Origin of the sequence: Streptomyces bungoensis, assembly GCF_001514215.1 — a bacterium.
Classification (GTDB): Bacteria; Actinomycetota; Actinomycetes; order Streptomycetales; family Streptomycetaceae; genus Streptomyces; species Streptomyces bungoensis.
Map to the genome: position 1 here is coordinate 98,380 of NZ_KQ948867.1, position 14,517 is coordinate 112,896.

Sequence of the window (14,517 nt, forward strand, 5' to 3'; positions counted from 1 at the left end):
GCGGGGAACTGCGCGACCGGCCACACGAGGCCCGCAGCGGAAGTCCCGGCCGGTTTCCCGTCGCACGGACGCCGCTGAGCTTGGAAGTCCACGGCACGGTGACCTGCCCGGGGGCGGGGAACTGCGCGACCGGCCACCGCGCGCCCGCAGCGGACGTCCCGGACGCGCCCCCCAGTACTGTCATCCCGTGGATAACGACGACATCACGCTGACCGCAGGAGAAGCGGAAGCACGCGTCAGCCCCGCCAACGGCGGCCGTGTCAGCGGCCTCAGGATCGGCGACCTGGAACTGCTGAGGCAAGGGCACCGCTACGGCTGCTTCCCCATGGTCCCCTGGTGCGGCAGGGTCCGCGACGGCCGTTTCCTGGACGGCGCCACCGTGCGCCAGATGCCCCTCAACGCGCCGCCGCACGCGATCCACGGCACCGCACGCGACGGCGCCTGGCGCACCGCCCGCACCTCCGCCGGCGAGGCGGTCCTCACCTACGACCTGACCGACCCCTGGCCGCATCCCGGCCGGGTCACCCAGATCGTCGCCCTGGCCGAGGACAGCCTGACCCTGACCATGTCCGTGGAGACGTACGGCGACTCCTTCCCGGCCCAGATCGGCTGGCACCCCTGGTTCCACCGGAACCTGGGCGGCGCGGACGTGACCCTGGACTTCGAGCCCGCCTGGCAGGAGGAGCGCGGCCCCGACCACCTGCCCACCGGCAACCGGGTCGCGCCGAAGCCCGGCCCCTGGGACGACTGCTTCGGCATGCCCGGCGGCGTCGACGTCACCCTCACCTGGCCCGGACAGCTGGAGCTGAAGGTGACCAGCCGCGAGGAGTGGGTGGTCGTCTACGACGAGCAGGCCGAGGCCGTCTGCGTCGAGCCGCAGACCGGCCCGCCCGACGGGCTGAACACCCTGCCCCGCCTGGTCACGCCCCTGGAGCCGCTGGAGGCCACGACCGTCTGGAGCTGGCGGCGCCTCTAAGCTGGCTGCCATGACGGACGTGCGTGCTCAGCTGCTGCAGCAGATCAAGGACAAGGCCGTGGTGCACGGCAAGGTGACCCTCTCGTCGGGTCTGGAGGCGGACTACTACGTCGACCTGCGCCGCATCACCCTGGACGGCGAGGCCGCGCCGCTGGTCGGCCAGGTGCTGCTGGACCTGACCGCGGACCTGGAGTTCGACGCGGTGGGCGGGCTCACCATGGGCGCCGACCCGGTCGCCGCCGCCATGCTGCACGCCGCCGCCGCGCGCGGCCGGAAGCTGGACGCCTTCGTCGTGCGCAAGGCGGCGAAGGCGCACGGGCTGCAGCGGCGCGTGGAGGGCCCGGAGATCGCCGGCCGGCGGGTGCTGGTCGTCGAGGACACGTCCACCACCGGCGGTTCGCCGCTCACCGCGGTGGAGGCCGTGCGCGAGGCGGGCGCCGAGGTCGTCGCCGTCGCGACCATCGTGGACCGGGCCACGGGTGCCGCGGAGAAGATCGAGGCCGGCGCGGGCGTCCCGTACCGGTTCGCCTTCTCGAAGGATGAACTGGGTCTGGACTGACACGCCGGTTTGGCCTGGACTTGGGGGGCACCGACCAGCACCCCGTGTCTGGAAGGATGGGGGCGACGATGACGTCACCCACCAGGTCTAGGTCAGGGCCGTAACGCACGAACCCAACCCGCAACAGCAACACGAGGAGCGGACAGATGCCCATCGCAACCCCCGAGGTCTACAACGAGATGCTCGACCGGGCGAAGGCAGGCAAGTTCGCCTACCCGGCCATCAACGTCACCTCGAGCCAGACCCTGAACGCGGCGCTGCGCGGCTTCGCGGAGGCGGAGAGCGACGGCATCGTCCAGATCTCGACCGGCGGCGCCGAGTTCCTCGGCGGCCAGTACAGCAAGGACATGGTGACCGGCGCGGTCGCGCTCGCCGAGTACGCGCACATCCTCGCCGAGAAGTACCCGGTCAACGTCGCGCTGCACACCGACCACTGCCCGAAGGACAAGCTCGACGGGTACGTACGCCCGCTGATCGCGCTCTCCAAGAAGCGCGTCGACGCCGGTCTCGGCCCGCTGTTCCAGTCCCACATGTGGGACGGCTCCGCCGAGACCCTGTCCGACAACCTGGAGATCGCGCAGGAGCTGCTGGAGCAGGCCCGCGCCGCCCAGATCATCCTCGAGGTCGAGATCACCCCGACCGGCGGCGAGGAGGACGGCGTTTCGCACGAGATCAACGACTCCCTGTACACCACGGTCGAGGACGCGATCCGCACCGCCGAGGCGCTCGGCCTGGGCGAGAAGGGCCGCTACCTGCTGGCCGCCTCCTTCGGCAACGTGCACGGCGTGTACAAGCCGGGCAACGTCGTGCTCCGCCCCGAGCTGCTGAAGGAGCTGGCCGACGGCGTGTCCGCCCGGTTCGGCAAGCAGTCGCCGTTCGACTTCGTCTTCCACGGCGGCTCCGGCTCCACCGAGCAGGAGATCCTGACCGCGCTGGAGAACGGCGTCGTGAAGATGAACATCGACACGGACACGCAGTACGCCTTCACCCGTCCGGTCGCCGACCACATGTTCAAGAACTACGACGGCGTCCTGAAGGTCGACGGCGAGGTCGGCGACAAGAAGACCTACGACCCGCGCACCTGGGGCAAGCTGGCCGAGGCTTCCATGGCCGCGCGCGTCGTGGAGGCCACGCAGAACCTGCGCTCGGCTGGCAACAAGATCAAGTAAGCGGTGCCTTCCGCGGGCCCGGCGCTGTCCGCAGCGCCGGGCCCGCTGTATACCTGAGGGCATGCCCGACGTCCGGCTGGCATCACCCCGCGGCAAGTGGATCCTGCTGACCACCGTCCTCGGCTCCAGCATGGCCATGCTGGACTCCACCGTCGTCAACGTGGCGCTCCCGCGCATCGGCCGCGACCTGGACGCGAACCTGTCCGCGCTGCAGTGGACGGTCAACGCCTACATGGTCACGCTCGCCGGGCTGATCCTGCTGGGCGGTTCGCTGGGCGACCGCTACGGCCGCCGCAGGATCTTCGTCCTCGGCGTCGTGTGGTTCGCGGCCGCCTCGCTGCTGTGCGGGCTGGCCCCGACGTCCGGCATCCTCATCGCTGCCCGCGCGCTGCAGGGCGTCGGCGGCGCGCTCCTCACCCCGGGCTCCCTGGCGCTCATCCAGGCCTCCTTCCACCCCGACGACCGCAGCCGGGCCGTCGGCCTGTGGTCCGGCTTCGGCGGCATCGGCGCGGCCGTCGGCCCGTTCCTGGGCGGCTGGCTGGTGGACGGCCCCGGCTGGCGCTGGGTGTTCCTGCTCAACGTGCCGCTGGCCGCGGTGTGCGTGCCGGTCGCGCTGCGCCACGTGCCGGAGTCCGCCGACGGCGGCTCCCACGGCCGCTTCGACGTCCTCGGCGCGACTCTGGGCGCCCTGGCCCTGGCCCTGCTGACGTACGCGCTCATCGAGGCCCGCGGCGGCACCTGGGCGGTGGTCGTGAGCGGGATCGCGGGCCTGGCGGCGGCGGTGGCCTTCGTGCAGGTCGAGCGGCACCGCGCGGACCCGATGCTGCCGCCGGACATCTTCGCCTCGCGCCAGTTCACGGCCGTCAACCTGGTCACCCTGTGCGTGTACGCGGCCTTCGGCGGCTTCTTCTTCCTCACCGCGCTCCAGCTCCAGGTCGTCGCGGGCTACTCACCCCTCGCCGCCGGCACGGCCCTGCTGCCCACGACCGCGCTGATGCTGCTGTTCTCCGCCCGCTCCGGCGCGCTGGCCGACCGCACGGGCCCGCGCCTGCCGCTCACCGCCGGGCCCCTGATCTGCGCGGTGGCGATGCTGCTGATGCTGCGGGTGGGCCCGGACGCCGACTACCTCACGGACGTCCTGCCCGCGCTGCTGGTGATGGGCGCCGGCATGGTCACGCTGGTCGCCCCGCTGACCGCCACCGTCCTCGCCTCCGTCGACACCGCCCGGGCGGGCCTGGCCAGCGGCATCAACAACGCGGCGGCGAGGGCGGCGGGGCTGGTGGCGGTGGCCGCGCTGCCGCTGCTGTCGGGGATGACACCGGACGCGTACCGCTCGCCGGCCGCCTTCGACGCGGCGTTCGACCGGGCGATGCCGATCTGCTCGGCGGTGCTGGTGCTCGGCTCGGCCCTGGCCTTCCTCCTGGTCCGCCCCACGGCCCGGGGATGCCGCCGCCTGGAGTGCCGGACCCACGGCAACGTCACGGCACCACCGCTGGAACCCGAGCGCCGGACGTAGGGTCCCGTCGCCGCACGTGGCTCCGGGCAGGCGGGTGCGCGAGACTGTAGCCATGACGATGCACGAGAACCTCCTCGGCGGCCCGCCCCCGACCCACCTGCCCGACGACCCGGAGCCCCGCGAACTGCTCGCGAACGGCACCGCGCCGGCGGACGTCGCCGCCAAGTACCCCACCTCCTCTCTCGCCTGGGCCCAGCTGGCAGACGAGGCGTTCGAACGGGGCTCGGTCGTGGAGTCGTACGCCTACGCCCGGACGGGCTACCACCGCGGCCTGGACGCGCTGCGCCGCGGCGGCTGGAAGGGCCACGGCCCGGTCCCCTGGGAGCACGAGCCCAACCGCGGCTTCCTGCGCGCCCTGCACGCCCTCGCCCGCGCCGCGCAGGCGATCGGCGAGCAGCAGGAGTACGAGCGCTGCAGCCAGTTCCTGAAGGACTCCTCCCCGACGGCGGCCCAGACCCTCGGCTGACCCTCGCGGAAGAGACGCGTGTGGCCCGTCTGGCAGCAGACGGGCCTTGCCGACACAAGAGTGATTGCGGAGGATGCGGGGTGGGGACCGGGGCCCCCGTGTCGGCATCGGCAGGGGCGGACCGCTACCCGGAGTGACAACAGGAGACAGCGATGTCCCATGAGGCTCTCGAGCCCGAGACCCCGCATCTCGACTTCGCCGGCACGACACCGTACGAGGACTACGTCCGGGCGGACGTGCTCACCCACCTCCAGCACCCCCTCTCCGACGACCCCGGAGAGATGGTCTTCCTGGTCACCACCCAGGTCATGGAGCTGTGGTTCACCGTCATCGTGCACGAGTGGGAGACCGCCGCCGAGGCCCTGCGCCGGGACGACGTCCCGACCGCCGTCGCCGCGCTGAAGCGCTCGGTACGGGAACTGGAGGCGCTCAACGCCTCCTGGAAGCCGCTCGGCCAGCTCACCCCCGCCCAGTTCAACTCGTACCGCAGCGCCCTCGGCGAGGGCTCCGGCTTCCAGTCGGCGATGTACCGCCGCCTGGAGTTCCTGCTCGGCGAGAAGTCCGCGTCCATGCTCGTCCCGCACCGCGGCGCCCCGCGCGTCCACGCGGAACTGGAGAAGGCCCTGCACCAGCCGAGCCTGTACGACGAGGTCGTCCGGCTCCTCGCGCGCCGCGGCCACGCCATCCCGGACGAGGTCCTGCACCGGGACGTCACCCAGCGCCACGAGCACGCGGACGCCGTCGAGGCCGCCTGGACGGCCGTGTACTCCGGTGACGAGCACGCCGAACTGGCGCGCCTGGGCGAGGCGTTGACCGACGTGGCCGAACTGGTCTGGCGCTGGCGCAACGACCACCTGGTCGCCACCCGCCGCGCGATGGGCGCCAAGGCCGGCACGGGCGGCTCCGCCGGCGTGGCCTGGCTGGAGAAGCGCGCCCGCAAGAACGTGTTCCCCGAGCTGTGGACGGCGAGGTCCCATGTCTGAGCTCGCCGTACGCGCCGAAAAGCTGGACGGGGCCGACGAGTTGGCCCCGCTGAAGTCCCGTTTCGTCCTCGACGGCGCCGTCTACCTGGACGGCAACTCCCTGGGCGCCCTGCCCGCGCACGTGCCGGGGCGGGTCGAGGACGTCGTCCGCCGGCAGTGGGGCGAACTGCGCATCCGCTCCTGGGAGGAGAGCGGCTGGTGGACGGCGCCGGAGCGGATCGGCGACCGGATCGCCCCGCTCGTCGGCGCGGCACCGGGCCAGATCGTGGTCGGGGACTCCACCAGCGTCAACGTCTTCAAGGCCCTCGTGGCCGCGGTCCGCATGGCGGACGAGGGCCGCGACGAGATCCTGGTCGACGCCACCACCTTCCCCACGGACGGCTACATCGCCGCGTCGGCGGCCCGCCTGACCGGCCGCACCCTGCGCGCGGTGACCCCGGCCGAGGTGCCCGCCGCGCTGGGTGCCCGGACGGCGGCGGTCCTCCTCAACCACGTCGACTACCGCACCGGCCGCCTGCACGACCTGCCCGCCCTGACCGCCGCGGTCCACGCGGCGGGCGCCCTCGCCGTCTGGGACCTGTGCCACAGCGCGGGCGCGCTGCCGGTGGGCCTGGACGAGCACGGCGTCGACCTGGCGGTGGGCTGCACCTACAAGTACCTGAACGGCGGCCCGGGCGCACCGGCGTACCTCTACGTCCGCAGTGACCTCCAGGACCGCTTCGACTCACCGCTGCCCGGCTGGAACTCGCACGCCGATCCGTTCGGCATGGACCCGTCCTACGCCCCGGCGCCCGGTGCCCCGCGCGGCCGGGTGGGCACCCCGGACATCCTCTCCATGCTGGCCCTGGAAGCCGCCCTGGAGGTGTGGGACGGCGTCTCGGTCGAGGCGGTCCGCCGCAAGTCGCTGGCGCTGACGGACTTCTTCCTGGAGTGCGTCACGGCCTGCACCGAGCCCGGCCGGGTCGAGTCCGTCACCCCGGCGGCCCATGAGGAACGGGGCAGCCAGGTGGCCCTGCGCTGCGCGGACGCCGGCGACGTCATGAAGCGGCTGATCGACCGGGGCGTCATCGGCGACTTCCGGCACCCCGACGTCCTCCGCTTCGGCTTCACGCCGCTGTACGTCGGCTTCGCCGAGGTGGAGCGGGCGGCCCGGATCCTGGGGGAGGTGCTGGGCTGACGCCGGGCCGGCCGGCGTCCCCTGGAACGCGCCCGGGTCCGCCCGGCGGTCACGGGACCCGGCCGGCGGCCGCGATCCGCCGGTCCACGAGCGCGATCAGCACGTCCCGGCACGACGCCCGCTCGCGCGCGTCGCACAGCAGCACCGGCACGTCCGCCGGCAGGCTCAGGGCCTCCCGGATCTCCTCCGGCGGATACGGGTGCTCCCCGTGGAAGCCGTTGACCCCGACGACGAACGGGATGCCCCGCCGCTCGAAGAAGTCGATCGCGGCGAAGCTCGTGCGCGGCCTGCGTACGTCGACGAGGACCACGGCTCCCAGCGCGCCGAGCGCCAGGTCGTTCCACATGAACCAGAACCGCTGCTGCCCGGGCGTGCCGAACAGGTACAGCACCAGGTCGTCGCCGATCGTGATCCGGCCGAAGTCCAGGGCCACGGTGGTGGCCTTCTTGTCCTCGATGCCGTCGAGGTCGTCGACGTCCAGGCCGGCGGCGGTGAGCGGCTCCTCCGTGCGCAGCGGGGCGATCTCGCTGACCGAGCCGACCATGGTGGTCTTGCCCACGCCGAATCCCCCGGCGATGAGGATCTTCACCGCGTCGGGCGCCGGAACCGCGGGGGCGGCGGTGTCAGAGCCGGCCAAGGCCGTCCCTCACTTTCTGCAGCAGGTTCGGGTCGGGGCTGCCGGAGACGGGACGCGGCTGCCGGACGGTGATCCGGCCGGCCTCCAGCAGGTCGCACAGCAGGATGACGACCACGCTGACCGGCAGGTCGAGATGGGCGGCGAGTTCCGCCACGACGACGGGCCGCGCGCACAGCCGCAGGATGCGGGTCTGCTCCGGCTGCGGCCGCGGGCCGTGCTCCGGTGGCGGATCGACCGCGGTCACCGTGGTGATCAGGGTGAAGTCGGCGCGGCTGGGCCGGGTCCGTCCGCCGGTCAGGGTGAACGGCCGCACCAGACGGCCCCCGGCGTCATCGCCGCTCACCTCACTCGCCGGGGCCGGCCGGGGCGGCGCCGGTCCGAGGGGCCGCGCTGAGGTGCTCGCCGATCTTCTTCACCAGCATGTTCATCTGGTACGCCACCACACCGACGTCCGCGCCCTGGCTGGTGAGGACGACGAGGTGGGCGCCGGGGCCGGCGGCGGTGAGGATCAGGTAGCTGTGCGCCATCTCGATGAGCGCCTGGCGCACCGGCCCGCCGCGGAAGTCCATGCTCACGCCCCGGCTGAGGCTCATCAGACCGGACGCGGTCGCCGCCAGGCGCTCGGCGTCGTCGCGCGGGAACCCGGTGGACTTGCTCACCACCAGCCCGTCCTCGGAGAGCACGACGGCGTGGTTCACCTCGGCGACCCGGTCCACGAGTCCGGTCAGGAGCTGGTCGAGCTGGGTGTGCGTGGCGGGGGCGGGGCGTGTCATGTCACGGTCCTTCATGAGCGGTCGGCGGGCGGGGTCACGGTGACGGGCGGGCATGCGGCGGCCGGGGACCGCGGGGGGTGCGGGGCGTCTTGCGGTGCGTCCGCGGGGGCGTCTTGCGGTGCGTCGCCCGGTGCGGCTTGCGGTGCGTCTGCTGCGGGTGCGGCTTGCGGTGCCGCGTCCGGTGCGGCTGACGGCGCCTCGTGCGGTGCGTCTGCCGCAGCGTTCGCCGGTGCGGCTGACGGCGCCTCGTACGGAGCGTCCCCCGGCGCGACTGCCGGTGCGTCTGCTGCCGGTGCAGCTTGCGGCGTGTCGTCCGGTGCGGCTTGCGGTGCCGCGTCCGGTGCGGCTGACGGCGCCTCGTGCGGTGCGTCTGCTGGAGCGTCCCCCGGCGCGACTGCCGCTGCGTCTGCTGCCGGTGCAGCTTGCGGCGTGTCGTCCGGTGCGGCTTGCGGTGCCGCGTCCGGTGCGGCTTGCGGTGCCGCGTCCGGTGCGGCTGACGGCGCCTCGTGCGGTGCGTCTGCTGGAGCGTTCGCCGGTGCGGCTGACGGCGCCTCGTACGGAGCGTCCCCCGGCGTGACTGCCGGTGCGTCTGCTGCCGGTGCAGCTTGCGGCGTGTCGTCCGGTGCGGCTTGCGGTGCCGCGTCCGGTGCGGCTGACGGCGCCTCGTGCGGTGCGTCTGCTGGAGCGTTCGCCGGTGCGGCTGACGGCGCCTCGTACGGTGCGTCTGCTGCCGGTGCGGCTTGCGGCGTGTCGTCCGGTGCGTCTGCCGGCGGGGTTCCCGGTGCGGTCTCCGGTGCGGTGGCCTTCTCGTCGCCGGCGTACGGCGGCGGGGCCTCGTCGTCGCGGGCCCGGAGTGTTCCGCGCTGGAAGCCGGACAGGGAGGCCGCTGCCCGTTCCGCCGTGAAGTCCTCCTCGCCGGGCGGCCCGGTCTCGCCGGCCGGGGCCGGTTCCTCGCGCAGCTCGGCCGCGAGGCTCGTCTGCGGCACCCGGCGCGGCAGCGGCGCGAGCCCGTGCCCGGCCGTGCCTGCGCCGGAGGCCTTCGCGCCGGAGGTCTCCGCCTCGCGGGCGGGCGCCGCGGCGGGCCGGGGCGTCCGGGCGGGTGTCGCAGCGGCGGTGGCCGCCCGCGCCGGTTCCGCGGCCGGTTCGTCGGCGGGGCCGGGCGCCTCGCGGACCACGATGTCGTGCGGGATCAGGACGATGGCCGTGGTCCCGCCGTACGGCGAGGGGCGCAGCGTGACGGCGATGCCGTGCCGGTTGGCGAGCCGGGCGACCACGAACATGCCGAGCCGCAGGTCGTCGCCGAGCGCCACCACGTCGAACTGCGGGTGCACCGCCAGGTGGGCGTTGAACGCGGCGTAGTCCTCCTCGGACAACCCGAGGCCGCGGTCCTCGATCTCGATCGCCAGCCCCTTGGCCACCAGCGCGGCCCGCACCCCGACCGGGCTGGGCGCGGGGGAGTAGGCGGTCGCGTTGTCGATGAGCTCGGCCAGCAGGTGGATCACGTCCGCCACCGCCGGCGGGGCGATCCACAGCTCCTCGTCGGTGTGCACCTCCACCCGCTGGTACTCGGCGACCTCGCCGACCGCACTGCGCAGGATGTCGATCAGCGCGACCGGTTCGCTCCAGCTGCGCCGGGGCTGCTCGCCGCTGATGATGACGAGGTTCTCCTCGTAGCGGCGCAACTGGCTGGCGGTGGAGTCCAGTTCGTACAGACCGGCCAGGACGTCCGGGTCCTGGTGCGCGCGCTCCAGCGCGTCGAGCTTGCTGAGCTGCAGGTTGACCAGGTTCTGGCTCTGCCGGGCGATGCCCAGGATGACCTTCTGGAAGCCGCGCCGGGTGTCGGCGAGTTCCACCGCGGTGTGCACCGCCGTGCGCTGGGCGGTGTTGAACGCCTGCGCCACCTGGCCGAGTTCGTCGCCGCCGTAGTCCAGCGGCGGGGCCGCGAGGTCCACGTCGACCTTCTCGCCGCGGTCCAGCCGGGCCACCACGTCGGGCAGCCGTTCCTCGGCGAGGCTCAGCGTGGCCTCGCGCAGGCCGCGCAGCCGCCGGGACAGGGAGCGGGTGATCCGCCAGGACATGACGACGCACACCAGCAGGGCGAGCAGCCCGCCGGCGCTGAGCGAGGCGGCCGTGATCAGCAGCCCGCTCGCCTCGTCGGCGCTGCGGGCGAGCAGGTCCGCCGTCTGCTGCCGGATCAGGGCCGAGTACTGCTGCGAGACGCGCTCCAGCGCGGCCGTCCACTGCTGCCGCGCGTCCGGCAGCGCGACCCCGCGCGCCCCGTTCCCGGCCGCGCGGGCCGCGAGCACCCGGCTCTCGACGCGCTCCAGGGTGGCCCAGTCGCCGCCCTGGAGGATGCGCTCGGTCTGCGTCTTGGCGGTGCCGCGCAGCGAGGGGACGATCTGGTCCTCGACGAGCCAGCGGCGCGCGTGGACCAGTTGGGCGAACTCCTCCCGCCGCGCGTCGTCGAGGTGCCCGGCCGGCCAGGCCAGGGTGAGCAGCGCGTTCTCCTGGGAGACCAGCTCGGCGGCGTGCTCCAGCGCGACCAGCGGGCCGGCCTGCGAGGTGAGGTCGCCGTCGTCGACCTGGGACAGCTCCTGGAAGGCCTGGATCTGGTCGTCGATGATCGAGGTGTACTGGTCGAGGGCCTGCCCGGCGGTGATGTCGGTGGGATCGTCGACCTGGTCGCGGTAGTACTCCAGGCTGCCCACCGAGGCGACGACCGAGTACATCCGGTCCCTGATGCGGGCGGGCGCCCGGCGGATCGCCGCCGACCGGCCGACCAGCTTCGCGACCGCGGCGTCCGTCTGCCCGCGCGCCGCGTCCAGGGCGGTCCGGGCGCCCTGCGCCCGGGTGGCCAGCCACGCGGCCGACAGGCTGCGCTCCCGCTGCAGCGCGAGCGTCGCCTCGGTGCCCATGGCGCCGGTCGACCGGCTGAGGGCCGTCTGCGACCTCAGCCGCAGGCCCTCGGAGAACATCTGCGTCGTCGTCACGCCCCACACCGCGGCGAGGGTCACGCTGGGGACCAGCGCCAGCAGGATCAGGGAGAGACGTATGGAGCCGAGGCGGCGCCGGGCACCTGTCCGTGGAGGCATCGTCGTCCTAGGCGGTCATCGTGGGCGGGGGCGGTCAGCGGGTGCCGTGGGCGGCGAACCGCGCCACCGAGGAGACGTTCGCCTTGGTGACGAACGCGGGGCCGGTGAGCACCGGAGCCGTCCCGCCGCCGCTGAGGTTGCCGTTGGTCCGGTAGAGCCAGAGCGCGTCCACGGCCAGATAGCCCTGGAGGTAGGGCTGCTGGTCCACCGCGAACTGCACGTCGCCCTTCCGGACGGCGGTCACGAGGTCCTCGTTCAGGTCGAACGTGGCGATCCGGGCCCTGCTGTCCGCCTGCCGCACGGAGGTGACCGCGGTCAGCGCGTACTGGGCGCCCAGCATCACCACCTCGTCGATGCCCGGGTCCTGCCGCAGCCGGGCCGTGATCGCGTCCCGTACGGCGGTCATGTCGGTGCCGTCGACGTAGAGCAGGTCGGTCCGGCCGCCGAACGCCTTCTTCACGCCCGCGCAGCGCGCCTCCAGGGCGACGTTGCCCCGCTCGTGGATGACGCACAGGGCGTGGTGGGCCTTCAGATCGTCCAGCTTCTGGCCGACGGCGCGGCCGGCGACGCTCTCGTCCTGCCCGAAGTACTCCAGCACGCCCTCCGAACGCCAGGCGTCGATACCGGAGTTGAGGCCGACCACCGGGATGTCCGCGGCCTTGGCGCGGGCGATCGGGTCCTTCATCGCGCTGGGCTTGGCCAGCGTGAGGGCGATGCCGTCGGCCTTGTTCCGGATGGCGTCCCGGACCAGTTCCGCCTGGCCCGCCGGGTCGGGATCGCTGGCGTAGGTCAGCTCGACGCCGTCCTTGGCCGCGGCCGCCCGGGCCCCCTTGCGCACCAGTTCCCAGAAGGCGTCGCCGCCGGCGCCGTGCGTGACCAGGGTGACCTTCATCCGGGCGGCGCCCGCCCCGTCGGAGGCCTCCGTGCCGTCGGTGCCGGTGGCACCGGAGCATGCGGCCAGGAGCAGGCAGACGGCGGCGGCCAGGGCCGTGCCCCGCGCGCGTCTTGGTGTGCTGTCGGGCGGGGGAGTGTTCATGAGGAGCGGACCTCGCTGTGCGGCCGGGCCGGTGGTACGGGGAGAGCGGCCGGCGCGCGTGGCGGACGCGACGGCCGGGTGGCTTTCACTGGCTCGGAGCCAATCGCGTGTCACCCCCCGTAGTCAAGGGAGTGGCCACGTCAGGTGAGATGCCGCTGCCGCATCGTGATGATCCGTCCGACCGGTCGAACGCCGGTCCGTGGACTGCGACTTCGCGGGCGCCGGGAAGGTGACCGACGGTGAACCGCACACGTCACCACCCTGATACCGTCCCCGCCAACGGCCGACGGAAGAATCCCTGGTCCGCCACCCCCGTCCCGCCCCTGGAAGGTTGGAGCATGCCGGACGACGCCGCAGCAGCCCGCGCCGCCGCCGAAGAGGAATCGGCCTTCTCGCACCCCCCGGTGGACCCGGACGCCACCGCGGCCTACGGCGGACACCCCGACCAGGTGATCGACTTCTACGCCCCCCGCACCACCGCGGAGTCACCCCTCGCCCCCCTGGTCGTCGTCCTGCACGGCGGCGCCTGGCGCGCCCGCTACGACCGCCGCCACATCACCCCCTTCGCGGACCACCTCGCCCGCGCGGGCTTCGCCGTGGCCAACGTCGAGTACCGGCGGGGCGGCGCCCCGGGCACCGAGGCGGCCGGCCGCTGGCCCGACACCCTCGACGACGTGGCCGCCGCCCTGGACGCCCTTCCCGCCCTGGTCCGCGAGGCCCTGCCGCAGGCCGACTCCCGCCGCACGGTCCTCACCGGGCATTCGGCCGGCGGCCACCTCGCCCTGTGGGCCGCGGCCCGCCACGTCCTGCCCGCCGACGCCCCCTGGCGCACGGCCGGTCCCGCCCCCCTGCGCGGTGTGGTCGCCCTGGCCCCCATCGCCGACTTCGAGGTGGCGGGGAAACTGAACGTCTGCGGCAACGCGGCCCGCCAACTCCTCGGCGACAAGGACGAGTTCGCGGCACGACGGCCGTACGCCGACCCGGCGCTCCTGCTTCCGACGGGCATCGCCACCACGCTGGTCCAGGGCCGCACCGACCTGGTGGTGCCGCAGGCGGTGGCGGAGTCGTACGCGGACGCGGCGGCGAAGGCGGGCGAGATGGTGGGCCTGACGCTGCTGGCGGACGTGGGCCACTTCCCGCTGATCGACCCGGCGGCGGACGCCTGCGCGGTGGTGACGGAGGAGATCGCCCAACTGGCCTGGTGAATGGCGGTCGCCGATTGCCCCCGCGGATGCCTCTGCCTTGAGGGGAGTGGGAAAACGGACTCACGCGGAGCAGAGCGTCGGATCGTAGTGCCCTGACCCGCGGGTTGGCGTTTACAGGTGGCCGCACTAGTTTGTGAGCGTGACCGCGAGCCGTGTGAAGCGGGCCTTCAAGTACCGCTTCCATCCGACCGATGCGCAGGCAGCCGAGCTGTCGCGCACGTTCGGATGCGTGCGGAAGGTCTACAACCTCGCCCTCGCCGCCCGCACCGAGGCATGGGCGAGGCAGGAACGGGTCAACTACAACGCCACCTCGGCCATGCTGACCATGTGGAAGAAGACCGAGGAACTGGCGTTTCTCAGTGACGTCTCCTCCGTGCCGCTGCAGCAGACTCTGCGGCACCTGCGGTCGGCGTTCACCCATTTCTTCGCCAAGCGGGCGAAGTGTCCGCGCTTCAAGTCGCGGAAGAGGTCGCGGAAGTCCGCCGAGTACACCACCAGCGGTTTTCGCTTCCGGGACGGCGCGCTGACCCTGGCGAAGATGGCTGACCCCTTGGACGTCATCTGGTCCCGGCCCCTACCCGAAGGCGCCAGGCCGTCCACCGTGACCGTGTCGCAGGACTCGGCGGGACGATGGTTCGTGTCCCTGCTGTGGGAGGACCCGGCCGTCAAGCCCCTCCCCGTCACAGACACGGCAGTCGGGGTCGATGTCGGTCTGAACCACCTCCTGACCCTCTCCACAGGAGAAAGGGTCGCCAATCCCAGACACGAGCGCCGTGACCGCGTCCGTCTCGCCAAGGCCCAGCGGGAACTGTCCCGCAAGGCCAGGGGTGACGGAGCCAGCGTGCGGACCGCACCCAGGCGGCGGTGTTCGCCTACGAGTCGGGCCTGGTGCGGCCGTCCGGATACTGACTCCCCGCCGTCCCGTAGT

General features: G+C 73.3%; 12 protein-coding genes and 2 pseudogenes. 9 read left to right on the forward strand and 5 right to left on the reverse strand.

From position 1 onward, the window contains the following. Nucleotides 1–187: 187 nt before the first annotated feature. The 7 genes from AQJ66_RS27685 (at nt 188) to kynU (ending at nt 6,846) form a co-directional block, all read left to right on the forward strand. Entirely contained in the window at nt 188–976 is a 789-nt protein-coding gene (locus AQJ66_RS27685; RefSeq protein ID WP_061927495.1) for an aldose epimerase family protein, read from the forward strand. Nucleotides 977–986: 10 nt separating this feature from the next. After that, on the forward strand, nt 987–1,535 hold the full coding sequence (gene pyrE, locus AQJ66_RS27690) for an orotate phosphoribosyltransferase (RefSeq protein ID WP_061927497.1): 549 nt from the start codon (nt 987–989) through the stop codon (nt 1,533–1,535). 146 nt (nt 1,536–1,681) lie between these two features. Next, nucleotides 1,682–2,704, forward strand: coding sequence for a class II fructose-bisphosphate aldolase (fbaA, locus tag AQJ66_RS27695; RefSeq protein ID WP_061927499.1), 1,023 nt, complete (start codon nt 1,682–1,684; stop codon nt 2,702–2,704). Nucleotides 2,705–2,765: 61 nt separating this feature from the next. Continuing rightward, nucleotides 2,766–4,220 carry an MFS transporter gene (locus AQJ66_RS27700; RefSeq protein ID WP_061927501.1) on the forward strand — a complete coding sequence of 485 codons (1,455 nt, stop codon included), beginning with the start codon at nt 2,766–2,768 and terminating at the stop codon, nt 4,218–4,220. A gap of 52 nt (nt 4,221–4,272) precedes the next feature. Then, nucleotides 4,273–4,686, forward strand: coding sequence for a DUF3151 domain-containing protein (locus AQJ66_RS27705; protein ID WP_061927503.1), 414 nt, complete (start codon nt 4,273–4,275; stop codon nt 4,684–4,686). 152 nt (nt 4,687–4,838) lie between these two features. Then, the gene (locus AQJ66_RS27710; protein ID WP_061927505.1) at nt 4,839–5,669 is read left to right on the forward strand and encodes a tryptophan 2,3-dioxygenase family protein; all 831 of its coding nucleotides are present in this window, start codon (nt 4,839–4,841) and stop codon (nt 5,667–5,669) included. After that, nucleotides 5,662–6,846 carry a kynureninase gene (kynU, locus tag AQJ66_RS27715; protein WP_061927507.1) on the forward strand — a complete coding sequence of 395 codons (1,185 nt, stop codon included), beginning with the start codon at nt 5,662–5,664 and terminating at the stop codon, nt 6,844–6,846. Before AQJ66_RS27710 ends, kynU begins: the two co-directional genes overlap by 8 nt. A gap of 49 nt (nt 6,847–6,895) precedes the next feature. Here the strand turns inward: kynU and AQJ66_RS27720 are convergent, their stop codons facing one another. From AQJ66_RS27720 to AQJ66_RS27740, 5 genes and pseudogenes are all read right to left on the reverse strand, one after another. After that, entirely contained in the window at nt 6,896–7,483 is a 588-nt protein-coding gene (locus AQJ66_RS27720) for a GTP-binding protein (RefSeq protein ID WP_061927509.1), read from the reverse strand. Further along, nucleotides 7,470–7,826: a DUF742 domain-containing protein gene (locus AQJ66_RS27725; RefSeq protein WP_061927511.1), complete on the reverse strand. Its 357-nt coding sequence runs from the start codon at nt 7,824–7,826 to the stop codon at nt 7,470–7,472. The genes AQJ66_RS27720 and AQJ66_RS27725 overlap by 14 nt, the downstream gene beginning before the upstream one ends. A 1-nt stretch (nt 7,827) precedes the next feature. Then, complete coding sequence (locus AQJ66_RS27730; RefSeq protein WP_061927513.1) at nt 7,828–8,256, reverse strand: roadblock/LC7 domain-containing protein; 429 nt, start codon at nt 8,254–8,256, stop codon at nt 7,828–7,830. A gap of 725 nt (nt 8,257–8,981) precedes the next feature. After that, a pseudogene (locus AQJ66_RS27735) lies at nt 8,982–11,348 on the reverse strand (sensor histidine kinase); the annotation flags it as partial. A gap of 34 nt (nt 11,349–11,382) precedes the next feature. Continuing rightward, entirely contained in the window at nt 11,383–12,384 is a 1,002-nt protein-coding gene (locus AQJ66_RS27740) for a substrate-binding domain-containing protein (protein ID WP_061927515.1), read from the reverse strand. Nucleotides 12,385–12,722: 338 nt separating this feature from the next. Here AQJ66_RS27740 and AQJ66_RS27745 point away from each other — a divergent pair, with 338 nt between their 5' ends. Both AQJ66_RS27745 and AQJ66_RS27750 read left to right on the forward strand, forming a co-directional pair. Further along, nucleotides 12,723–13,589, forward strand: coding sequence for an alpha/beta hydrolase (locus AQJ66_RS27745; protein ID WP_061927517.1), 867 nt, complete (start codon nt 12,723–12,725; stop codon nt 13,587–13,589). A gap of 139 nt (nt 13,590–13,728) precedes the next feature. After that, nucleotides 13,729–14,451, forward strand: a pseudogene (locus AQJ66_RS27750) (RNA-guided endonuclease InsQ/TnpB family protein); the annotation flags it as partial. Nucleotides 14,452–14,517 lie beyond the last annotated feature (66 nt).